The organism is Nocardia sp. NPDC004711 (assembly GCF_053601595.1).
In genome coordinates this window covers 12,552-35,096 of record NZ_JBSGCB010000074.1, presented here as the reverse complement: position 1 = coordinate 35,096, position 22,545 = coordinate 12,552, and the positions used below count along the sequence as shown (strand labels likewise).

The 22,545-nt window shown below is 68.5% G+C and carries 19 protein-coding genes and 1 pseudogene; 4 read left to right on the top strand and 16 right to left on the bottom strand.

The window, feature by feature from the left end:
* The 3 genes and pseudogenes from ACWEKS_RS43195 to ACWEKS_RS43185 all read right to left on the bottom strand — a co-directional run.
* Positions 1-2,012 (bottom strand): annotated as a pseudogene (locus tag ACWEKS_RS43195) (DNA-directed RNA polymerase subunit beta); the annotation flags it as partial.
* A 792-nt stretch (positions 2,013-2,804) separates the two neighbouring features.
* On the bottom strand, positions 2,805-3,686 hold the full coding sequence (locus ACWEKS_RS43190) for a sigma-70 family RNA polymerase sigma factor (RefSeq protein ID WP_452345509.1): 882 nt from the start codon (positions 3,684-3,686) through the stop codon (positions 2,805-2,807).
* Between the two features lie 2 nt (positions 3,687-3,688).
* On the bottom strand, positions 3,689-4,084 hold the full coding sequence (locus tag ACWEKS_RS43185) for a VOC family protein (protein ID WP_452345508.1): 396 nt from the start codon (positions 4,082-4,084) through the stop codon (positions 3,689-3,691).
* Between the two features lie 243 nt (positions 4,085-4,327).
* Here ACWEKS_RS43185 and ACWEKS_RS43180 point away from each other — a divergent pair, with 243 nt between their 5' ends.
* From ACWEKS_RS43180 to infA, 3 genes are all read left to right on the top strand, one after another.
* Positions 4,328-4,552 carry a hypothetical protein gene (locus ACWEKS_RS43180; protein WP_452345507.1) on the top strand — a complete coding sequence of 75 codons (225 nt, stop codon included), beginning with the start codon at positions 4,328-4,330 and terminating at the stop codon, positions 4,550-4,552.
* A gap of 225 nt (positions 4,553-4,777) precedes the next feature.
* Positions 4,778-5,572: a GNAT family N-acetyltransferase gene (locus tag ACWEKS_RS43175; RefSeq protein WP_452345506.1), complete on the top strand. Its 795-nt coding sequence runs from the start codon at positions 4,778-4,780 to the stop codon at positions 5,570-5,572.
* Positions 5,569-5,793, top strand: a complete 225-nt coding sequence (gene infA, locus ACWEKS_RS43170) for a translation initiation factor IF-1 (RefSeq protein ID WP_356996338.1) — start codon at positions 5,569-5,571, stop codon at positions 5,791-5,793. Before ACWEKS_RS43175 ends, infA begins: the two co-directional genes overlap by 4 nt.
* 94 nt (positions 5,794-5,887) lie before the next feature.
* On the opposite strand, the gene ACWEKS_RS43165 is transcribed toward infA, so the two are convergent.
* Entirely contained in the window at positions 5,888-6,466 is a 579-nt protein-coding gene (locus tag ACWEKS_RS43165; RefSeq protein WP_452345505.1) for a dihydrofolate reductase family protein, read from the bottom strand.
* A 142-nt stretch (positions 6,467-6,608) separates the two neighbouring features.
* On the opposite strand from ACWEKS_RS43165, the gene ACWEKS_RS43160 reads away from it, so the two are divergent.
* Entirely contained in the window at positions 6,609-7,613 is a 1,005-nt protein-coding gene (locus ACWEKS_RS43160) for a sigma-70 family RNA polymerase sigma factor (protein ID WP_452345504.1), read from the top strand.
* Positions 7,614-7,622: 9 nt separating this feature from the next.
* On the opposite strand, the gene ACWEKS_RS43155 is transcribed toward ACWEKS_RS43160, so the two are convergent.
* From ACWEKS_RS43155 to ACWEKS_RS43100, 12 genes are all read right to left on the bottom strand, one after another.
* Positions 7,623-8,483: an amidohydrolase family protein gene (locus tag ACWEKS_RS43155; RefSeq protein WP_452345503.1), complete on the bottom strand. Its 861-nt coding sequence runs from the start codon at positions 8,481-8,483 to the stop codon at positions 7,623-7,625.
* 11 nt (positions 8,484-8,494) lie between these two features.
* Positions 8,495-9,235: an SDR family NAD(P)-dependent oxidoreductase gene (locus ACWEKS_RS43150; protein WP_452345502.1), complete on the bottom strand. Its 741-nt coding sequence runs from the start codon at positions 9,233-9,235 to the stop codon at positions 8,495-8,497.
* Positions 9,236-9,289: 54 nt separating this feature from the next.
* Positions 9,290-10,441 carry a glycosyltransferase gene (locus ACWEKS_RS43145; protein ID WP_452345501.1) on the bottom strand — a complete coding sequence of 384 codons (1,152 nt, stop codon included), beginning with the start codon at positions 10,439-10,441 and terminating at the stop codon, positions 9,290-9,292.
* A gap of 49 nt (positions 10,442-10,490) precedes the next feature.
* Positions 10,491-11,810, bottom strand: coding sequence for a glutamate-1-semialdehyde 2,1-aminomutase (locus ACWEKS_RS43140; RefSeq protein WP_452345500.1), 1,320 nt, complete (start codon positions 11,808-11,810; stop codon positions 10,491-10,493).
* Positions 11,803-13,101 (bottom strand): GNAT family N-acetyltransferase, encoded by a 1,299-nt coding sequence (locus tag ACWEKS_RS43135; RefSeq protein ID WP_452345499.1) that lies wholly within the window; start codon positions 13,099-13,101, stop codon positions 11,803-11,805. Before ACWEKS_RS43135 ends, ACWEKS_RS43140 begins: the two co-directional genes overlap by 8 nt.
* Positions 13,098-14,483, bottom strand: a complete 1,386-nt coding sequence (locus ACWEKS_RS43130; protein WP_452345511.1) for a glycosyl hydrolase family 28-related protein — start codon at positions 14,481-14,483, stop codon at positions 13,098-13,100. The genes ACWEKS_RS43135 and ACWEKS_RS43130 overlap by 4 nt, the downstream gene beginning before the upstream one ends.
* Positions 14,483-15,784: a Wzz/FepE/Etk N-terminal domain-containing protein gene (locus tag ACWEKS_RS43125; RefSeq protein WP_452345498.1), complete on the bottom strand. Its 1,302-nt coding sequence runs from the start codon at positions 15,782-15,784 to the stop codon at positions 14,483-14,485. Before ACWEKS_RS43125 ends, ACWEKS_RS43130 begins: the two co-directional genes overlap by 1 nt.
* The gene (locus tag ACWEKS_RS43120) at positions 15,775-17,151 is read right to left on the bottom strand and encodes a hypothetical protein (protein WP_452345497.1); all 1,377 of its coding nucleotides are present in this window, start codon (positions 17,149-17,151) and stop codon (positions 15,775-15,777) included. The genes ACWEKS_RS43125 and ACWEKS_RS43120 overlap by 10 nt, the downstream gene beginning before the upstream one ends.
* A 157-nt stretch (positions 17,152-17,308) precedes the next feature.
* Complete coding sequence (locus ACWEKS_RS43115; RefSeq protein ID WP_452345496.1) at positions 17,309-18,313, bottom strand: CgeB family protein; 1,005 nt, start codon at positions 18,311-18,313, stop codon at positions 17,309-17,311.
* A complete protein-coding gene (locus ACWEKS_RS43110) occupies positions 18,310-19,593 on the bottom strand; it encodes an oligosaccharide flippase family protein (protein WP_452345510.1) in 1,284 nt (427 codons plus the stop codon). The genes ACWEKS_RS43115 and ACWEKS_RS43110 overlap by 4 nt, the downstream gene beginning before the upstream one ends.
* A gap of 457 nt (positions 19,594-20,050) precedes the next feature.
* The gene (locus tag ACWEKS_RS43105) at positions 20,051-21,238 is read right to left on the bottom strand and encodes a glycosyltransferase family 4 protein (protein WP_452345495.1); all 1,188 of its coding nucleotides are present in this window, start codon (positions 21,236-21,238) and stop codon (positions 20,051-20,053) included.
* Positions 21,238-22,278, bottom strand: a complete 1,041-nt coding sequence (locus tag ACWEKS_RS43100) for a glycosyltransferase family 4 protein (RefSeq protein WP_452345494.1) — start codon at positions 22,276-22,278, stop codon at positions 21,238-21,240. The genes ACWEKS_RS43105 and ACWEKS_RS43100 overlap by 1 nt, the downstream gene beginning before the upstream one ends.
* Between the last annotated feature and the right edge of the window lie 267 nt (positions 22,279-22,545).

The following is a 22,545-nucleotide window of genomic DNA, read 5'->3' as shown; positions in this document are numbered from 1 at the left end:
CGCATACCCTCGTCCACGATCGGACGCTGGTTGGCGCAGGTGCCCTGGTTCGAACGCTCGAACTTCCGCAGCCGGTAGCTGCGGCGAGTGCCGTCATCGTGCATCACGGTGATGAAATCGGCCGAAACCTCCTCCACCACACCGGGTTTCTCGTTCAGCACGACATCGCCGGAATCGATCGCCGCCCGCATTTCCATACCGGTGCCCACCAGTGGCGCCTCCGAGCGAATCAGCGGCACCGACTGCTTCTGCATGTTCGCGCCCATGAGGGCACGGTTGGCGTCGTCGTGCTCGAGGAACGGAATCATGGCGGTGGCCACCGACACCATCTGGCGCGGTGACACGTCCATGTAGTCGACGGCGGCGGCATGGACCAGCTCGACTTCGGAGTTCTTGCGCCGCACCGCGATTCGATCGGACACGAAGCGCCCCGCCGCATCCAGCGGTTCGTTGGCCTGCGCCACCACGTGCAGGTCCTCTTCGTCGGCGGACAGGTAGTCGATCTCGTCGGTCACCCGGCCGTGGGTCACCCGCCGGTACGGCGTCTCGATGAACCCGAACGGATTGACCCGCGCATACACCGACAGATACCCCATCAGGCCGATATTCGGCCCCTCCGGCGTCTCGATCGGGCACATCCGGCCGTAGTGGCTGTAGTGCACATCTCGCACCTCGAGGCTGGCGCGTTCCCGGTTGAGCCCGCCGGGCCCGAGCGCCGAGAGCCGCCGCTTGTGGGTGAGGCTCGACAGCGGATTGCGGTGATCCATGAACTGCGAGAACTGGGAGGTGCCGAAGAACTCCCGCAGCGCCGCCACGACCGGGCGGATATTCAGCAGCGACTGCGGGGTCACGGCCTCGATGTCCTGGGTCGTCATGCGTTCGCGCACCACGCGTTCCATGCGTGACAGGCCCAGCCGCAGCTGGTTCTGGATGAGCTCGCCGACGGTGCGGACCCGGCGATTGCCGAAGTGGTCGATATCGTCGACCTCGACCGGGACCTCGATGCCGCCGGGCGCGGTCATCACCTTCTCGCCCGCGTGCAGCCGGACCAGGTAGTCGATGATGGTGACGAGGTCCTCCTCGGTGAGCACCGGCGAGCCGATCGCCTCGGCCGTGTGGATGCCGAGTTTCTTGTTCACCTTGTAGCGGCCGACGCGGGCCAGGTCGTAGCGCTTCTCCTTGAAGAAGAGATTCTCCAGCAGCGTCTGCGCGGACTCCTTGGTCGGCGGCTCACCGGGGCGCAGCTTGCGGTGGATGTCCAGCAGCGCCTCGTCGGTGCCGGGCGTGTTGTCCTTCTCCAGCGAGGTCAGCATGATGCCGGAGTGGCCGAAGCGCTCGGCGATCTGCTCGCTGGTCCAGCCGAGCGCCTTGAGCAGGACCGTCACCGGCTGCCGGCGCTTGCGATCGATCCGGACGCCGACGGTGTCGCGCTTGTCCACGTCGAACTCCAGCCACGCACCCCGGGAGGGGATGACGCGCGCGGAATACAGTGTCTTCTCGGTGGATTTGTCGATGCTCTCGTCGAAATAGACGCCGGGGGAGCGGATCAGCTGCGAGATGACCACGCGCTCGGTGCCATTGATGACGAAGGTGCCCGTGCCGGTCATCATCGGGAAATCGCCCAGGAATACCGTCTGGGATTTGATCTCCCCGGTGTTGTGGTTGATGAACTCCGCGGTCACGAAAAGCGGTGCCGCGTAGGTCAGATCCCGGTCCTTGCACTCCTCGATCGAGGTCTTGACGTCCTCGAAGCGGGGTTCGGACAGGGTCAGCGACATGGTTCCCGCGAAGTCCTCGATGGGGCTGATCTCGTCGAGGACCTCCTCCAGCCCGCTGGCGCGCGTGGCGCCGTGCACGGCCGTCCGGGCGCGCCAATCGCGCGCGCCGATCAGCCAGCCGAACGAATCGGTCTGCACCTGCAGGAGATCCGGAACTGCCAGGGGCTCGGTCACCGTGGCGAACGAAACCCGCTCGGTCTGATTCGAGACTGCCAAAATGCGTCCTTCCAGCACCTCGCGCCGCCCGCACGAGGCGGTCGGTCGCGGTATCTGCTTGTCCTGTGGCCGTAATTCACGCGCACCGGCGCCGGCCGTCCGAACATGACTCGACAACAACGGGTGGATGAAGCCGCACGCAGACAGCGCGACCTTCCACGGTCATTTCACATTTCGAGAGTCGGACAGCACCCGCCCAGGCGCGAAATCTCAAATTACACCCGAAGTCAACAGATGTCGAGAGGCGCAAAGAAATCGACACCGATATTCCGGTGTCTTCCCATTTCAATAATGGCACCGCGGAACATAATTCGTCAAGTCGATTGTGGCCTCCCATTCGCGGCCTCCTGACCAGCGCGAAAGCGACTGGGCGGCAGTATGTTCGGCTCGGCCCGCCAGGGTGTGGCCGTGCAGTAATCCGTATCTCACGACGACCATGACCGGGCGCGGGCCCGTATTCACTGATGTTCGCACTGCGCCGGCCCGGTGGGCTGTTCCTGGTCGAACTGTCGATCATCATCCGCGGCCATGCCTATCTCGCGGCTTGCGGGTCTTCACGGAAGCGACTGTGGCCGAGGCGGATTCGGGTCGCGACTTCGAGACTTCTTTCGACACGCTCCCGTATTGCGGCGACCGGATGTGGGACCACCGCACTGCCTACCCGGAGGGCGGTGGTCCCACTGCCTCCTCGCTCAGATCCTCGATGGCAGCTGCGGCAGAGTCGAATTGGCGCGCGCCTACCCAGATACCGCTGGGCTGGTCGCCGCACCGGAAACCTGCTCGACGCGCTCGACCTGGCCGGTCGGTGAGTCAGGCCGAACCGGGTAGGTGCATCGCGGCGAGGCGGTGCGGGTCGGCGAGCAGGGTGATGGCGGTGATGCGGTGGCCGGAGACGGCGAGGGACATGACGGATAGCGGGGTGCCGTCCTCGCGCCAGGAGATGTAGCCGGGCAGATTGTCGACGAGGACCGGCTGGTGGCGGGTGACCGCGCCGGAGAAACTGCGTGCGCGCGTGGCTACCTCGGTGGCGCCGAGGGTGACGAACACGCCGCCGGGGGTGTGGACGGTGAGCCGCACGTCCGGGTCGAGGACGCGGAGGAGGGCTTCGAAGTCGCCGCCCACCGCGGCCCGGCGGAACGCTTCGGCCACCGCCCGCTGTTCGCGCCCGGGGGCGGCCGGGTGCTCGCCGACGCCCTGCACCTTCCGGCGGGCGCGGCTGGCGATCATCTTGCTGGCATCGGCGGATTTGCCGAGGATCCGGCCGATATCGGCGAACGGCACCGCGAACATGTCGTGCAGCACGAAGGCCAGGCGCTCGCTGGGGCCGAGCGAGTCCAGGACGACCAGCAGCGCCAGGCCCACCGAATCGGCCAGGGCGACATACTCTTCCGGCTCGGTGGCGCTGTGGTCGGCGGTGACGACGAACTCGGGCAGGCCGTCGTAGGACGACTCCTGCCGGGCCTGGCGCGAGCGCAGCAGGTCCAGACTGATCCGGCCGACGACCGTGGTGAGCCAGCCCGCGAGGTTGTCGATGGCGGCGGCGTCCTGGCGGGCCAGCCGCATCCAGGCCTCCTGCACCACGTCCTCGGCATCGGCCTGCGAGCCCAGGACGCGGTACGCGACCGCCCGCAGCCGATCGCGCTGTGCCTCGAAGGCCGCGGCCACCGGGTCCGTCGAGCCGGATCCGGCCATGGCTACCGTCCCCGCCGTTGCTGCCGCAGCGAGATCCGGTTCCCATCCGGGTCCACCGCCTCGATGCGCACCCCGAACGGATACTCCACCGGTTCCGGATCGACGAACGTCACGCCCCTTTCCCGCAGCACCTCGAAGTCCTTCCACAAGTTGTCCGATTCGAGAATGAGCGGCCCGGGTGCGACCACCTCCGGCCCCCCGGTCGGCTGCCCGGCCGCCTCCGGAAGCAGCCACAGAATGATCTCCACGGGACTCCCGGACACCCTGACGGTCAGGAACCGCCCGTCGGGCCCGGCATAGTCCACCTGCTTCTCCAGCCCGAGCCCTTCGGTGTAGAACCGCAGCGCCCGGTCCTGATCGGTCACATAGACGGTGACATACAAGATATTCGACAGCACCCTGTCCTCCATTCCTCGGTCCGGCGACCCCGGTCGATGTCGGTCGCCACCCTGTATGACGCGGGCCGCCGCGAGAAGGTAACCGGCCCGGCCGCACGGCCGCCGGGGTGCCGACGCTCGGCAGGTAACGAATCGGCCGAATCGCGGTGCGGTTGAGGCAGGCGTCCGATCGGGGCGACTAGCGTCGGACTACGTGGTCCGAGAGGACTCCGATCCGCCCCCTCACCTCGACAGGAGGATCAGGTGACCGAGTCGTCCAAACCCTCACTGCTGTCGAAGATCTCGATGAAGCAGTGGATCGCGATCGTCCTCACCGTGCTGGCGGTGATCTTCATCGCGGAGAACCGGCACCGGGTGGACATCGAATTCCTGCTGCTGACCATCCGTTCGCCGATGTGGCTGGTGCTGCTGGCGACCTTCGCCATCGGCTGGGTCGTGGGCATTCTGACCATGCGATCCCGTCGCTGAGACAGCCCATTCGTGTGCTTCCTCTTCGGTCCGTGGCGGAAAATACCTTGCGCGGACCGCGATTCGGTCTGCTAGCCTGCTGCCTACCGTGACATCAGGCGAGGAGGTGAGACCCATGAACACAGTACCGATGTGGGGGCTCCCCCTCGTCGTCACGGATTGGCGAACGCTGTAGTTGTCGCCGGGAGCGCCTGCCTGACAAGGCAATCCCGAAAGGTGACGACGATGAATACTTCGGATATCTCTTCGCGTGCGGGCGATTCCGCCGCGATCACCCGGGTCGCGCTGAACCGATGGCAAGCCGTGGAGAACGACCTGGTCGTCGGGTGCGGCGATCTTTCGACACGACCCGACGGACGGCTGTTCGTCAGCATCGACGCCTGGCACGACGCGGTGTTCGACCAACTCGCGGCCGCGATGCTCCCCACTCTGCGCAGGCCACTGCACACCGTGGTCGACGAGAACGACGCCGACCTGCTGTCCCGGTGGGCGCGAGCCGGTTTCACGATCCGGCGCCGGGAATGGGAGTACCTGATCCCCACCGATCCCGCCGGCACCGGGCCGCATGCGGTCCTCCCGCCACCGGACATCACGATCGTGCCGGCCGGGCGCGCGGCGGCGGAACCGCTGCGCGCCGTGGACCGGGTCATCCGCGACGAGGTGGCGGCGGCGGTCGGCTGGCAGGAGATGCCGGCCGAGATCCTGGGCGGGTACGACGGTGACACCATCGTGGACCGGGCGAAATACGTGGCAGCGGCCCAGCGCGACCACTACGTGGGCCTGCTCCGCGTGGTGCAGGTGACCCGGCTACCGCGGATCGGGCTGATCGCGGTCCGGACCGACCAGCAGCGCCGCGGCATCGCCCGCGCAATGCTGGCCCACACCCTGTCCACGCTGCACCACCGCGGCATCGCCACCGCCTCGGCCGAGGTGAACGAATCCAACGCGGCGGCCACCGCACTGTTCGACGGCATCGGCGCCCGGCGCGTGAACAGCAACCTGGAACTGGTGCTGCGATGACCAAGACCGGAAAGGGAATAGAAATCGAGGGCACCGTGGTCGAGTGCCTGCGCAATGCCACCTTCACGGTGGAACTGCCCAATGGGCATCAGGTCCTCGCGCACATCAGCGGCAAGATCCGGAAGAACTACATCAAGATCCTCCCGGCCGACCGCGTTCTCGTGGAACTGAGCCCCTACGACCTCACCCGCGGCCGAATTCTGTTCCGGTACAGGACATAACGGGCACGAGCGGCGGCTCCCGGTAAAGGGCTGTCGAAACCGGAGTCGGAGGGCCCAGCCGCCGGGCGGGCGGCTGAGCCCTCCGACCATGGGTTCAGGCGTCGCGGAGGAATTCGTAGGCGTAGTACACCAGGCCGTCACCGATCTGCCGAGTCTCGATGAGACGCAACGGTTTCGCGGCGGTGGTCCGATCGAAGAGACGTTTACCCTCGCCGAGGACGACGGGGAACACGACGAGGCGAAGTTCGTCGGCCAGGTCGTGCTCGATCAGTGTGCGTACCAGCTCATAGCTGGCGTAGACGATGATCTCGCCCGCCACGGACCGCTTCAGTGCCGCGATCTCGGAGACGGCGTCGCCTTTGAGGACCGTCGCGTTGACCCACCGCGGGGGTTCGGTGGTCGAGGACACGACATGCTTGGGGAGGCTGTTCAAGGTGTCGGCCCAGACCCCGGTGCGGGAATTCCATCGCGGCGCGAACCATTCGTCGCTGCGGCGGCCGAGCAGCATGGCGTCGGCGCCCAGCGCCTCCCGCGTCTCGAGTTCGGCCCAGGCCTGGAAATCGGTGCCGGCGGGCGCCGGGAACCAGCCGCCGCGGGCGAAGCCCTCCCGGCCGTCGGGGTCCTGGACGACGCCGTCGAGGCTGACATTGGTGGTGATGACGATCGTGCCCATGCGGGTCTCCTTGATCGGTGTGTTCGGTTGCTGCTGAGGTAGAAACCGGAGCCCGCCGAAACTGGGCGCGCACGCACCGCCCAGTTCGCGCCCGGGCCGGTGTCGATATGCACGAGCATTCGAGACGGAAGAGGTGGCGAGAGTGGCAGTCGACGATCCGATGGTGGCCGCGCGGGCCGGGAGCAGCGCGGCGTTCGCGGAGCTGACCGAGCCGTACCGGCGTGAGCTGCTGGTGCACTGCTATCGGATGCTGGGGTCCCTGCAGGACGCCGAGGACGCGCTGCAGGAAACGCTGCTGAGTGCGTGGCGCGGCCTGGACGGCTTCGAGGAGCGTGCCTCGCTACGGACCTGGCTCTACCGGATAGCCACCAATCGCTGCCTCAACGCGCGCCGCTCGGCGAGCCGGCGACCGGCCGAGGAGTGGAACGTGCCCCATGTACAGCCACCGGAGCCGACCCGGCTCGGCGAGATCGTCTGGCTCGAACCGCTCCCGGAAGATCTGGTGGCGGGTGCGATCGCGATGCCGCTGGGCCCGGAAGCCCGCCTCGAGCAGACCGAGTCCATTTCACTGGCTTTCGTGACGGCCCTGCAGCTGCTGCCGCCGCGCCAGGTGGCCGTCCTCATCCTGCGTGACGCCCTGGGATTCCCCGCGGCGGAGGTGGCGGGCATGCTCGACACCACCGTCGACTCGGTCAACAGCGCACTCAAGCGGGCCCGGACCGGCCTGCGGCACCGGCTGCCCGCGACCGCCGAGGGGGAATCGGCCCCGCGTTCGGCCGCGCAGGACGCGGTCGCGGCGAAGTTCGCCACCGCGTGGGAGTCCGCCGATCTGGACGCGCTGGTGGCCCTGCTGACCGACGACGTGTTCATGTCGATGCCGCCGATGCCCTTCGAATACGCCGGCATCGAGGTCGTAACCCGTTTCTGCGCAGCGATATTCGGCGCGGGCCGCCGCTTCGATTTGGTGGCGACCAGCGCCAATGGCCAGCCGGCGTTCGGGGCCTATCTGCGCGGCCCCGACGGCACCGCCCACGGCACCGGCCTCTATGTCCTGACCCTCGCCGGTGACCGGATCAGCGGGCTGACCAGGTTCGACACCGCCGTGCTCCCACGCTTCGGGCTGCCCCGATCACTGCCGAACCGCTAGCCGCGTCGCCTATTTCAGGCGGTAGGTGTCGAGTGCGTTGGCCCGGTAGAAGAACTCCGCCTCCTGATCGGTGGCGTCGGTGGTGACGATGTGGTCGATCGCCGAGACCAGCTCGGTGTAGGTCCCGGCCAGCGAATCCACCGGCATGTTGGACGCGAACATCAGCCGCCGCCACCCCCACAGCGCCACACTCGATTCCAGCCAGTACTCGAGCGACGGCCACGCCAGATCCCGGCAGATGAGCCCGAACCCGGAGAGCTTGCACAGCCACTGAGTCTCCTTGGCCGCCAAGGAGATCGCATTGTGCCAGGCGGAGCGGGCCTCGGCGGAATGCCCCTGCGGGAACCCCAGGTGCTCGAGCACCACCCGCAGCTCCGGGTACCCGGCCAGGAAGTCGATCCAGTCGAGGATTTCGCCGGGCTCGGTCACCAGATCGAAGACCGCGTCGTGCTCCTGCAGCCAGCTCGCGAGGGCATCGGCCGCAGGCGTATTCGGCGACAGCCCTTCGAAAACCCGTACCCCGCGGAACCGCTCGGTGCGGGCCTGCTCGTCGAGATGCGCGATGAGCTCGGTCGTCGGCAGGGTGGGATCGACGGCCCCGACGATCGCGTACGGTCGCGACCCGGCCGCGGCAATGCCGTCCACCCAACGGGTTTCGTCCAGATAGGCATGCGGCGCGGTGGTGGCCGACACGTGCACCAGCCCGGCCACCTCGATCGATCCCAGCCCCCGATCGAAGTCGGCCGGTAGAAAGTTCTGCGCGATGTCGGGTCGTCCGGCGGCGGCGAATCTCGCCAGGCCCGGATACCAGGCATGCGTACCGGTGTCCCACAGGTGCATGTGGGCGTCGACGAGGGGGAGAGAGGGCATATGGGCAACTCCTACTGCATGGTGATGCCGCCGCTGACGCTGATCAGCTGGCCGGTGACGTAGCTGGCTTCCGGGCTTGCCAGCCATGCGATGAGGGAGGCTACTTCGTCCGGTCGGCCCAGGCGTTTGAGGGGGATGGATTTTTCGAGGGCGGTGAGGGTTTCGGGATGATCGGCCATGGCGTGGGCGACCATGTTGCCCTCCAGCGGTCCGGGGCAGACCACGTTGACGGTGACGCCGTCGCGGGCCACCTCCCGGGCGAGAGATTTGGCGAAACCGAACAGGCCGGATTTGGATGCGGCGTAGACGGTTTCACCGAAGGCGCCGGCTCGCGCGCCGTCGGAGGCGACGAACACGATGCGGGCGGCCTCGACGTCGAGCATGCCGGGCAGCAGCAGCTGGGTCAGGCGCATGGGCCCGCGCAGATTCACCTGGAACATGAGGTCCCAGGCGAGGGTTCCGCTGTCCAGGAACGGTTCCACGACGGCGACCCCGGCACAGTGCACCACCGCCGAGACCCGCCCGCCGACCGTCCGGGCGGCCGCTTCGATGCTCTCCGCGCTCGTCAGATCCAGTTCCAGCGCAGTGGCTTCCGCCCCCAGCTCCGCCGCACACGCACGCGCACCCTCGGCATCCACATCCGCGACCCACACGGGCCGTCCGGCGTCCACCAGCCGCCGCGCCACCGCGCGCCCGACATCCCCTGCCCCACCGGTCACCAGCGCGCCGGATACCGCTCCGACACCACCCACTGCCTCACCCTGTTCCGCTGTTCTCGAATCCGTTCGGATTCAATGCATAGTCGGTCAGCGGGAATTGCGCGACACAATGTCCGCGATTCGGGCGCGGAAGGCCTCGGGGGAGAAGGTGACGGCGTGCTTGCGGATGGTTTCGGGGTGATAGTCGGCCGGGTCGAAATCGCGCATCACCCGGGCGAAGCCGGCCACCACCGAATCATCGGAACCGGTCGGAATGTGTTCGCCGGAGATACCGGGCACGACGGTGTCGAGCGCCCCGCCCTCACCGACCGCCAGCACCGGTGCGCCACAGGCCATGGCCTCCACCGGGACGATGCCGAAGTCCTCCACGCCGGGCATGAGCAGGGCCCGGCAGCGGCGGTACATGTCCTGCAGCACCTCGTCGGAGGCCGCGCCCAGGAAGGTGGTCTCCGGGCCCGCCAGTGCCTCCAGCTGGCGGCGATAGCGGCCCTCGCCCAGGATCACCAGGCGCACCCCGGCCGCGCGGGCGGCGCGAATGGCGAGATCGGGGCGCTTGTAGGGCACCAGCCGGCCCGCGAACAGGAAGAAGTCCTCACGGTCGATGCGCGGATCGGGGGAGAAACGCTCCACGCGCACAGGCGGATTCACCACCGACGCGGGCAATCCCCACCAGTCCCGCACCCGATCGGCCACCGCCTGCGAGTTCGCCACCACGTGCGCGAGCCGCGGTGCGGCGCGCAGTTCGTTGCGCCGGGCCAGCGCGCCCAGCGCCATCAGAACGGCCTGCCCCGCCCGTCCTCCGGCCTCCCGCGCCCGGAACGCGCTGTCCCAGGCCCACCGGGCCGGGCTGTGCACATAGGCGATCACCGGTGCGGTGGTGGCGAAGACCGCCTGGGTCGCGAAGGTGTGATGGCTCACCACCACCGCGTCGTACTCGCCGTCGAGTGGAAGACTGCGCAGCGTTCCCGGCACGAACGGCAGCAGCGGTGCGTGCGACCGCCGCCCGCTCGCCGCGTAGGCGCGCGACAGCCAGGTGTCGTGCACGAGTCCGGTTGCCGCCGGGCCCGTTTCGATCGAGCGGCCCGCAGCCGCCAAGAGTGCGCGCGTGCACTCCGCGTCGGCGATGGGCGCGAAAACCGGTGCGCCGGGCCAGGTTTTCATGAACTCGGCGACCACGGCCTCGGAGCCGCCGTATTCGGTGAATCGCTCGTGGACGAGGGCGATCCGGGGTGCGGACATCACAGCTCCTGGGTTACTGCGCGAGAAGGGGTTACGGTGCGGGACTCGGCTACGGCGCGAGACGACGCGGTGCCGCCGTGCGCCGCAGCGCCGGAGCCACCGGCCGTCCGGCGAGCAGGCCGTCCACCGTGCCCTGTTCGAGGGCCTTGCGGTAGGTCTTGGCCGCCGACTGGGAGGCGTCGATGGTGTGGTCGATATCGGCGTCCGTATGCGCGGCCGAGTTCACGAACGACTGCCCCAGCACACCCCGGTCCAGCAGTTCCTGCAGGAACAGCGTCCGATAGGGCTGGGAGGGAACACCTTCCGCGTCCCGGGTGAGGAACACCAGGCACGACGGCCGGCCCGCCACCTCGAGGTGGTCACCGATACCGAGGTCCGCGGCAATGGCGTTGACCCCGGCGGCGAGGCGGCGGCCGGATTCCTCCATGCGCGCCACCGGATCGGTGTTGCGGTAGGTTTGCACGACGGCCCGGAAGGCGGCCAGGGACGCGGTTTCCGGCCCGTGGGTGGTCGACAGCAGGAAGACCCGGTCCGCGTCGGTGCGCAGCCCGCCCAGCTCCATGTACTCGCGTTTGCCGGCCAGCGCCGAGAGCGGGAACCCGTTGGCCATGGCCTTGCCCCAGCACGACAGGTCGGGGGTCACGCCGTAGATCCGCTGCGCGCCGCCGGCGGACCAGCGGAACCCGGTGATCATCTCGTCGAAGACCAGCAGCGCGCCGTACCGGTCGCACAGCGCGCGAACGCCTTGCAGGAAGCCCGGCGCGGGTTCGGCCAGGGCCGTGGCCTGTTCGAGGATCACGCACGCGATCGCGGTGCGGCGCAGGGCTGTTTCCAGCGACGCCAGGTCGTTGTAGCGGAATCGCACCGTCGGAACGGCCGGTATTCCCGCGTTCATCTCGGTGGTGCCGATGAACCAGTCGTCGACCGAGAAGAAGGGCTGCTCGCAGATCGCCACCGCCTCCCGCCCGGTCACCGCGCGCGCCAGCCGCACGGCGGCCGTCGTGGTGTCGGAGCCGTTCTTGGCGAACTTCACCATGTCCGCGCCCGGCACCAGGCTCAGGAAATCCTCGGCCGCCAACAGTTCCAGCTCGGTCGGCCGGGAGAAGTTGACCCCGTCGGCGATGGTCCGGGCCACCGCCTCGACCACCGGCGCGAACCCGTGGCCGAGGGTCACCGAGCGCAGCCCCATGCCGTACTCGACGTACTCGTTGCCGTCCGCGTCCCACACCCGGGCGCTCTTGCCGCGCACCAGGATCGGGGCCATGGCCTCCGGATACTGGTCCGCGCCGCGCGCGTAGGTGTGCGCGCCGCCCGGGACCAGATCGTGCAGGCGCGCCTGCAGGGCGGCGCTGCGCCGGTAGTCACGCATGATCGGCACCCCCGGCGGTGATGGCCCACAGTTCGTGGTCGCCGCGGTGCCCGTCGAGTCCGGTGTAGCTGCGCATGGTTCCCTCCTTGTGCAGTCCCGCCGAGGCGGCGACCGCAGCCGATGCGGTATCCCCGGCCGCGATGGCCGTGTATACGCGGAACAGTCCGAGCCGGTCGAAGGCGTGTGCCAGCAGGGCCCGGGTTGCCGCCAGGCGGACTCCGTCGTCGGCGTGGGCGGGATCGGCCCAGATGTGCATCCGGGCATTGCGATCGAACATGTCGAGGTCGAACAGCCGGGCCTCCCCGGCATAGGCGCCCGCGGCGTCGAGGACGAGCAGCAGACCGGCGGGGGAGCGCACTCCCGCTGTGCTGCGGGCGAATTCGCGCCACCAGGACGAACCGGTGCTATCGGTTCCGTCGGTCGCCGGGGACGCACCGTTACGCCGGGCGGTCGCGCGGGCCGGGCCGTCGGAGGGCCGGAGGCTGCGCAGCGCCACCCGGTCGAACCCGGTCAGCCGGAGCATGACGGGCCGGGTGGGCAGCGCCTGCCGGGCAGCCCGCCACAGCTGGCCCGCGCGATACCGGGCCAGGACCCCGAAAACTGTTGCAGTATCGGGTATTCCGTTCTCGCCCGGCGCTCGGGTGGGTTCGTCCGGGGGCGGGGTTCGATGCTCGAGCGTGCGCTCGGTCCACATCTCGGTGAATCCCTTGGGCGGAATCTCGGCCCGCGTCATCGACCACAGATCGTGATCGGCCCGCGCCCCGCCCACATCGAAGTGCAGCCGCATGCGCCCCTCGCGCACGAACCCGATCTGTACCGCACCACTGGTGGCGGCCGCGTTCCCCGGCGAGATGGGCGCATTGATGCGCTCCAGCCCCAGCACCTCGAAGCTGAAGTCGAGGATCAGTCCCGCCGCGATCCCGCCGAATCCGTGCCGCCCCATCCGGGCGTCGATCCAGATTCCCATCTCGCCCTGCCGGGCCTGCGGATCGATATTGCCGATCTCCACCTGCCCGGCGAAGCGCCCGTCGATCTCGATGACGGTGGCGATCCGCCGCCCGGTACGGGCATTGGTCGCCGCCTCCAGACATTCACGCACCCAGGCCTTCTCGCTGTGCCGGGTGTCCCAGTCCAGCGGCGAGGTGTGCCAGAACGGTTCCAGAAGTTCGCGATTGCGCAGCCGCAGCCGCCGCCACTCCTGGTAGTCGGCGAAGCGCGGCAGCCGCAGCAGCAGGGTGCTGCCGTGCAGCCGCGCCGGGCCCAGTCGCAGTCGTGCCCCCGCGCCGCTCACGAGTGCGGTCGCTGCTTCCCCAGCGACGAGGTCTTGATCGCACCGTCCGTGCCCACCGACAGCCGCCAGTACGTGCCCGCCGAGTCCTTCAACACGATTCCCCCTTCGCTGCGATCGGAAATATAAGCCCCACTGTTCAATACGGCCGACAATACGGTCCCGTCCCGGTCCTGGACCTGGAAGATGTCGGCATCGGGCTGACTCGCCTGCGCCACCGTGGTCCCGGCGAAGCGCGCGCCGTGGATGGCCCCGCGCCCGATGACGTGCCAGCCGTCCGGGAACGACCTGGGATCCACGTCCTGGTAGGACCCGGAGATGAGGTTGACGGCCGTGCCCTCCGCCACGCCCTTGGGATCCACCCGCACCTCGATGGGCGGCGCGTCCAGATCCGGATCGAACTGCACATTGGCCAGATACGGCTGGCGGCAGTGGATCAGGTCCAGGCACACCTTGCGCGCGGCCACCTTGCAGTTGACCAGACCGAACTGGGCGGGCCCGCCGGCCGGTCCGCCGATGGACAGCGCGGTATCGGCCCCTTCGAACCACACGTTGGTCAGCCACCAGTCGTTCGCGGGGCCGTCCACCACCAGGTGCTTGTCGGTGGTCCTGGGATCGTTGTCGGACACGAATTCGACATTGGCCAAAGCCAATCCGGCATTGTGGTCGCCGCCGGTGCCCAGCACCCCGATGTGATTGTTGGTGAGTTTCGAGGACGTCACGTAGTTCTGGATGCACGAGGTGACGATCCCGTACCCGAAATTGTTGATATCGGAATTGATGACGGTCGTGCCCCCGGTGTTCTGATCCAGCACCAGTCCCCGCTGGTCCTGGAATCGGGGCGCGTTGTCGCTGAGATGGTTGCCGCGCAGCACCACCGAATCGAAGGTACAGCGGAAGCACTCCGACAGCCGCACCGCGGTGGCCTTGGGGCCGGAGAAGTAGAAACCCAGGCGGGAGAAGCGAACCCGCTGCTTGCGCTGCAGTGCGATGAAGGTGTCATCGCCCTCGTAGGTGATCGTGGTGACATCGGCCCCGTCGCCCAGCACCGTCGCGTAGTCGGCGAGCGCCGGGAACTTCTTCAGCGTGTACTGCCCGGCCGGGATGTAGAGCACCAGCGGCTTGTCGCTGACCGCGGCGGCCTTGGCGAAGGCGTCGGTGTCGTCGGCCTTCCCGTCCCCGACCGCGCCGAAGTCCTTCACATTCCGGGCCGACGGCTGATCGGTCACCTGCGGCGAACGGAATTCCGTTGCGCCGGAATCAGTTTTCGCGCATGCGGCCGCGACCGGCAGGATGGCCGCCGCCCCGAGTCCGGCGGCCAGCAGCCGCCGGCGGCGCACGGCCGCGTCCGACCGGTTGTCCGTTGTCCCCCCGTCCTCCTCGATCACCGTTTCACCAGATCGAGCGGATGCTTGACGAGTTCGCCGACGCTGCGATGCGGCCGCGAGAAGACGACCGTGCCGATCATTCGCTGGTTGTCGTGGCCGAAGGTGGCCAGCGCCCCGCGCACCTGGTCGGAGGTGGTCTGCCCGAGCTCGATCACGCCGATGGTGGCGTCGACGCGCCGTGCCAGCGCGATGGCGTCGGCGGCCGCGGTGACGGGTGCGGCCTCCACCACGATGTGGTCGAATTCGCTGCGCAGCTTGGACATGATGTCGCTGAACCGCTCGGAGTCCAGCAGGTCGGGGGTGCGGAAATCCATGCCGCCCAGCGGCAGCACAGTGATCCCCACCTCCGGCCAGGCCATCACGAACCCCGCGGGAGTCGCGTTGTTGCGCAACAGTTCCGAGAGTCCCGCCGCCGCGGCCGCCGGACTGCGCCGGGACGAGCCGTGCCCGGTGGTGTCGGCGTCCACCAGCACCACCCGCGCGCCGGTATCGGCGAAGGTGCGGGCCAGCCCGATCGCCACATCCGGTTCGGAGTGCGGCGACAGCGAGGTCAGCAGCAGGCTGACCAGCGCGGGATCCTCGGTGAGCCGGGTGCGCAGCCGGCGCAGCTCGCCCGCCGCTCCGGGCCGCCCGTCGTCGACGATGCCCAGAATCGGCACGGGCAGAAAGGCTTCCAGCTCGGTGGAGGTTCGGACTCGCTTGTCGAGTTTGTCGCGCAGGATCGCCACGCCCAGGCCCACCATCAGTCCGGCCAGCACGCCGAGCAGGTAGTAGCGCTTCTTCTGCGGTCCGCTGGGCTGGCTGGGTGTCTGGGCCTTGTCGATGACCTCCGCGCGGGCGGCGGGCGCGGCGTCGCTCTGGGTGACTTCGAGCCGGGAGACCAGCGCCCGGAACTGGGAGACCACCTCGTCGGCCAGGGCGCGCGCCCCGGCGGCGGTGGAGTCCTTCACCGTGATGATGATGATCGTGGTGGCCGGCGGCGAGACCGCGGTGATGCGGCCGCGCAGGTCGTTCACCGAGCTCTTCAGGCCCAGCTGATCGTGCACGTAGGTGGCGACGGTGACGCTGGAGGCCAGATCCACGTACGAGCGCACGCGCTGCTGTGCGGCCAGCCCGCCCTGATAGGAGTCGTTGACCGAGGTCCCGGTGGCCATGGACACGTACACCGAACTGGACGCGGTGTACTCGGTCGGCAGGGTGCTCGCGTATCCGTACGCCGCCCCCGTACAGATCACCACCGCGACCACGATTATCGGCCAGCGCCGCCGCAGCAGCCGCCAGTAGTCGATCAAACCCATTGCGCTGTCCTCGTTTTCCCGGATGGAATCGGTGCCCCCTGCAGCTGTTCCATCCGTCTTCGGAATTCACCAACAACCAGATACGCCAGCCATGCCAGCACCATGGCCTGCAGATATTTGCCGAGCATCTCGACGGTGCCGAGGATGCCGCGCTCGAACAGGACCGGGACCTCGATCACCGACAGGCCCAGGATCGCCATGGCCAGGTACCTGCTGTAGAGAGCCCGGATCCAGATCAGCAGCAGCACGAACGTGATCGTGACCCCCACCGCGACACCGATGTAGCCGCCCAGCACATAGCCCTCGTTGATATTGCCCTCGGCCAGGGACACTTCCACCGTCGACATGTCCACCGAGCGCCCGCGCACCTGCTCGGCCCAGGCGGCGCCGGACCGGAACTTCTCCGCGCCCAGCAGCTGGGTGGGAATCAGGCTCTGCACAGCGTGCTGCGCCACCTGACTCGGCGTCAGCCAGGAACTCGGCCCCGCGAACCAGGAGTCGGTGGCGGCCTCGAGCAGGTCGAAACGGCGCAGCATGCTCAGGAAAGGGTGCACCACCGTCGGATACTGCGCATCCACCTGTGCCGCTTCGGCTTTGGCGGCAGCATCGGTCTTGAGCGACTGCAACCACCCGAAGCCGCCGATGGCGAGGCCGGTGATGCTCAGCACGCCGACCACCTTGACGCGCGTCCAGCCGGTCATGGCGAAGCGCACGGCAATGGCCAGCGCCGCGCCCATGATCGGGGTCTTGGACTGCACAGTGGCGGTCCACACCAGTTCGCCGCAGGTGAGCGCGCCGACCACCAGCGCGGTGGTGCGGCCGGACTCGTTGCGGTAGAACACGATCAGGCCGACCGCGCCGAGCGTGGCGAGAATGGTGACGAGGTTGATGAGCGGGTTCGGGCTCTCCAGTTCGCCCGCCTTGCCGGTGGTGCCGGTGGCGTAGGCCGCCAGCCGGCCCAGGGTGCCGACGCCGTAGAGCAGGAAAAGGGTCTGGGTGAAGATGGGCTCGCCCGCGAAAGGCGCTACGCGCGGAGTGGTCTCGCTCGGGCGCAGCCGTACCCACAGCACGTAGCCGATGATCAGCGCGGCATAGACCCAGAGTCCGAAGATGACCGGTTGCAGCACCGCGGCGATGCCGCCGTCGTAGCCGTACTCGTAGAGCCGCGGATCGGGCACATTGTCGCCGTAACTGGGGACGGGCTGCACCCACAGCAGCACCACCGGCCGCGCGACATACGACAGCGACCAGTGCGCGGTCTGCGCGATCAGGAACACCCGGGCCACACCGGGCAGGAACATCGCGGCCACGACGATCGTCACCAGCGCGGCGGCGACGAGGAATACAGCGAATTGTGCGGAGGCCATCACTCTCCCATCACCCGTATGTCCGCGCCGCGGGCCGGGGCGTTACCCGTTTGCGCGGCCGTTCTTTTCGCCCCCGGCGCGGTAGATCCGTTGCGCCGTTCCGGGCATGGGTGGCGCTGCGCGCGGCTACACTGTGCGGCCTGGTGCGCGCGGCCGCTCATGCCAGTGCGTCGATGATCTCGCGGGCGCGGTCCACGTACCGGTGGTCGCCGTTCACGATGCGGCGATGACCGGCCTCGGCGACCTTGGCGACCTGATCGGGATACTTGGCGCAGCGGCGCAGGATCTCGCGCAGCTCGGTCGGGCCGGAGAACAGGTAGCACTCGGCCTCGTCCTGGAGCAGTTCGGCGTGTTCGTCGGTGCGTTCGCCGACGAAAAGACCACCGGCGGCCGGGACTTCGAAGGTGCGGCAGGTGTGGGTATCGCGATTATCGGAATTGAGCAGCACCAGGTTCGCGGTGACCGCGGCGACGGCCGTGGAGAAGTTCTCGCCGTAGACCGCGCCACCGACATCGGCGCCGGTCTGCCACAGCGCGCGCACGCGCCGCCAGCCGGGACCGCGTAACAGCATGTCCCCGTGGTGTTCCCGGGCCAGCGAAATCAAGAGGTCTTGACGGTCGGGGCGCACCGAACCGATGAAACCGACCAGATAGTTGCGGACGGTGCGGCGGGCGGTGAGGTGGTGCAGGGCCGGATCGTATGCGCTGCGAACGAATTTCACGTGCCGGGCACCGCGGGCGGCCAGCTCGGGAACGTTGTGCCACTTGGTGGTGACGATGAGATCCCATTCGGCTTCGTATGCCAAGTATTCCGGGCTGGTGTTGTACGGATTGGATACGTCATCCGGGCTGTAGTGCACATGCAGACCAGCCGGGGCGCTCAGTAGCCGCTGCTGGTCCAGGTGCACCGATTTGAAGGCGAACAGCACATCGGGCGCGAATGCGGTGGCGGCGCTGTCGATCTCGCGATGCAGTGCCTCGACATTCCAGGGCGCGCGCCGATGGGCGACCTTCGAATACACCCACGGTGGCGACAGTCGCGCGGGCAGCGTGACCGGGGTCGTGTCGATCACCACCACCTCGTGCCCCGCCTGCTGGAATCCGTCGGCGAGTGAGCGCGCGTTGCTGCCCACCCAGTCATCCCCGACGAAAAGTACTTTCACGCCAAATCCCCCTTGGTCAGCAGCGCGGTGGCAGGTTCGACCGGCCCGCCGCGGCCGGCCCGTTCCCGGACCATGAGCCACCGCACCCGGATGATGTACCACAGCGCGACGCTGATTTCCGCGGAAACTGTGCCATAGACCAGGGTCCAGGCCGATCCGGTCCGGGCGGCGACCACCAGCGCCACCGCGGCGACGCAGGTGCCGATGATCGCGCCGATCAGCACGCCGATGGTGTCCTGCTTGACCGGCAGCACGGCGGTGGTCACGTACGAGGTGATGGTGGTGGCGGGCAGGATGAGGATCTCGACGCGCAGCAGGGGGATCGCGCCGTCGAAATCGTGGGTGTAGATGAGATGGATGAGGATGGGGGCCAGTACCCAGACACTCACCACGGCCAGGCAGGCCAGGGCCACGCAGCCGATCAGCATCTGGATCTGATTGCGCCAGAACTGATCATGGGCGCTGCGGCGGGCCATGCGGGGGAGCAGGGCGAAGCCGATCGGGTCCAGGGTGGACTGGATCGCGCGGACCAGCCGGTCGCCCGCGGAGTAGAGGCCCAGCGAGGCCGCCTCCAGCACCGCGCCGTACACCGCCGCCGAGCCCTGGCCATAGCCGGTGACCAGCAGCCGGGAGGTGAAAATCGGTGCGGCCATACGCAGGACGGCCCGCACGCCGTAGGGCCGGGCGGGCGGTCCGAACTTGCGGAAGGAGTCCCACCAGGTCAGCGCCACCGTGGCGATGGAGGAGACCAGCAGGCACAGCACGGCCATGGAGGCGCTGGGGAATCGGGGCAGCAGTCCGACGAGCAGGCCGAGATATCCGATGCGGCCCACGCCCTGATACATGGTGGAGCTGCCGAATCTGCCCTGGCCGATGAGCAGCCAGTCCTCCGAGATCGACCAGAAGCCACCGGCGAACAGGCCCAGCAGCACCATGTGCAGTTTGGGGGACACCCCGATCGCGAGGCTGGTCAGCAGCGCCACACCGATGAGGGTCAGGGTGGTGGCGCGAATGGCGAGGTAGGTACCGCGCAGGCGGTTCACCTCGAGGTGACCCGGATCGTCCTCGGGCACTTTGGCGGCCAGGAACGAGGTGACGCCCAGATCCACGACCAGTGAGCCGATGAAGTAGGACGACATGCCGATGGCCAGCAGGCCGGTGCCGTGCGGGCCCAGCATGCGGGCCAGCAGCGGGACGGTGACCAGGGTGATGACGTACTGGCCGTACTTGCCGAAGGTCACCAGTCCGATATCGCGGATGATGCTGCCGATACTGCCCAGGCCGGAGGACGAATCCTTGCGATGCTCACCGTCGGCCTGGGAATGATCTGTGGCGGTGGGTGCTTCGCCGTCCGTTGCGGCCTGTCGGTAGGCACCGGTGGCATCGCGCGCCGGGCGGGCGATCGGGAGCCGCACGGTGGGCGGGTCGACCGGATCGCCGTAGAAGGTGGGGAGCACCGGACCGCGGGAGGGCGCGGCATAGCGGGCGGCCCGTTGCTCGTCGAACGACACCGTGCCACGGCCGGTGCCGTTCTCGTGGCCGTTCGGTCCGGCGGGGCGCTGCCGCGGGCCGGCCGGACCGGAATCACCGCGGGCGTCGTGCTCGAAGGCGGAGACTTGCTGGTCGACCTCCGGAATCCCGTGCCGCATGTGGCGGCGCTGTCGCAACCGGCCCAGTGTGCCGAGGGCCTCCAGCCGCACGGTGGGTGGGTCGAAGGCCGGCAGTGGATCGGTCGGATCATCCACGCCGCCACCGCTTTCCGGGCAGACCGGTCAGGAGGTCGGTCACGATCCGGCCCGACTCGGCGACATCGAAATCGCGGGATCGCACCCGGGCGGCATCGGCGAGCTTGACGCGCAGCTCCTGATCGGCGATGAGAGTGTCCAGGGCGCGGGTGAGCTCGCCGCGATCGCCGGCCGTCACCAGCAGGCCGTTCACCCCCGGCTCCACGATCTCCTCCGGTCCGCCCGGGCGGGTCGCGATGACCGCGCAGCCTGCGCGCATGCCCTCCACGACGACCTGGCCGAAGGGCTCGGGCAGCACCGAGCAGTGCACGAGGATATCGGCGTGGCGCAGATAGGGTTCCGGGTCGTCCACGTGGCCGGTGAAGGTGACCGGGAGGTCGAGGGCGGTGGCGTGCACCTCGAGTTCGGCGCGGTAGGGCTCCTCGTCGAAGAAGGTGCCGCCGACCAGGAAGACCTCGCGGGGGAGGGTTTTCACATCGGCCAGGGCGCGCAGGAACAGGTCCTGGCCCTTCCAGGGGGCGAGGCGGCCGACGACGGCGATGATGGTCTCGCCGGCGGGGCGTTGTTCCTGGGGTCGTCGTTCGCGGGGGAGCGCGGATTCGTCTGCCGCGGTGTCGTTGTCGGGTGGGAACTCGACGCCCGGATAGGCGACGACGGCCGCTCGGCGCCAGGTGTACAGCGAGGCCAGGGTGCCGCGGCTGTTGGCGATCACGGCGCTGACCACCACCCAGCCCAGCACTCGGATGACGAGGGCGAGCACCCGGCCGAAGTAGTCGCGCGAAACCCGGTCGTGCACATGCCAGACCAGCGGGACCCGGGCCCGGCGGGCGGCGACCGCGCCCATGAGCATGGCTTTGGTGCTGCCCGCGACCAGGACGGTGGCGTCGAGGTCGCGGACGATCGCGCCCAGTGTCCAGCCCAGACGTAGCAGGCCCGTCGCGCCGATGAACAGGCTGCGGATCCCGGCCTTGTCGATGGTCATGGCGCGGGAGTCGAAACTATTGGTGACGACGCGGGTTTCGATCCCGCGCGCGGCCATCAGGCGCAGCATCGGGCCGTCCTCGGTGTAGAGCACGGCGGTCTGCCCGGCGGGCATGGCCGAGACCAGGCGGAGCGTTGCCAGTTCGGCTCCGGAGGGGGCCGCGGTGTGCGCCAGGAATACGGCCTTCAGCGGTGCCATCAGCCGACGAGCTCCGCGTAGAGATCCCGGTGCCGATGCGCCGCGACCGCCCAGGAGAATGACTCCGCGTGGGCGCGGCATTGTTTCGCGACGGGCCGGGAGCCGTCGAGGGCCGCGGTGATGCGGGCGGCGAGTGCCTCGGCATTGCCCGGCGGGACGAGGAGTGTGGCGTCCAAACCCCGGACGGAATCGGGCAATCCGCCGCAATCGGACACGATCGGGGGGCGTCCGGCGGCAAGGGATTCCAGGGCGATGAGCCCGAATCCCTCCAGTGCGAGGGAGGGGACGACGGTCAGATCGGATCGGGTGTACAGGTCGGTGAGCTCCGCGTCGGACACCGATCCGGTGAATCGGATCGACGGCTGGTCAGCGGCGAGCGCCCGCAATTCGGCCTCGGCGGTCCCGGTTCCGACGATGATCAACCGGGCGTCGGGATGCTTGGCCAATACGTCGGACCAGGCGCGAATGAGCACGTCGATACCCATCCGCTTCTCCAATCGCCGCACGCACAACACGATTCCGGTGTCGGCCTCGGGCTCCGAAGTCGTGAAACGCTCCAGATCCACACCCGGCGGAATCACCCGAACCCGATCGGGCCGCACGCCGTAGTCGCCGACCAGCAACCTTTCGAAATGTTGCGACAGCACGACGAACCGGTCCGCCCTGGCATATCGCAGCCGCTCGACCAGATACTTGGCACGCACCGCCCGCGCGCCCTCTCCGGCCATCCGGCTCTCCGCCGCCCACGGCCCGTGAAAGTGCACTACCAGCGGATTTCGTACCGCCGCAGGCCCGTACAAGCAGAAATGCCGATCGATCACGGTGTCGCGGGTGAGCCCGGCCCGGTCCAGAAACGCGGTCCGTGCGCGCTGGTGGGTCGATCCGCCGGTGGGTCCCCACGACCCCGCACTGACCGGACCGTCTCCGAAAGCCCTTGCGCCGACACTGATTCGAGTGTCACGCGTGAGTGCACCGTATAGATCTGTGAAGTACCGGTTGAGACCCCCATGAGCGGCCGTGAACCACTCCGACCCTGTCATCAACACCCGAATGGGCTGCGTCAAAACCCTCACCCCCGGGTCCGTCACCCACATTCGGACCGAGATAACGATCCGAACGCCCTTGCAGCGCAAGTGTATGCCAATGCGCGCTGACGGGCGGGCTATCGACCCGCAATCAACCCACCGACCAGTATTTTCCGAGCCGCCGATTCCAGGCGGCAAATCGGCCCGACCATCGAGGCGCGAATCGGACGGATCATCGAGGCGCGAATCGGACGGATCAGCCCCGCGCGGAATCGGCCGGAC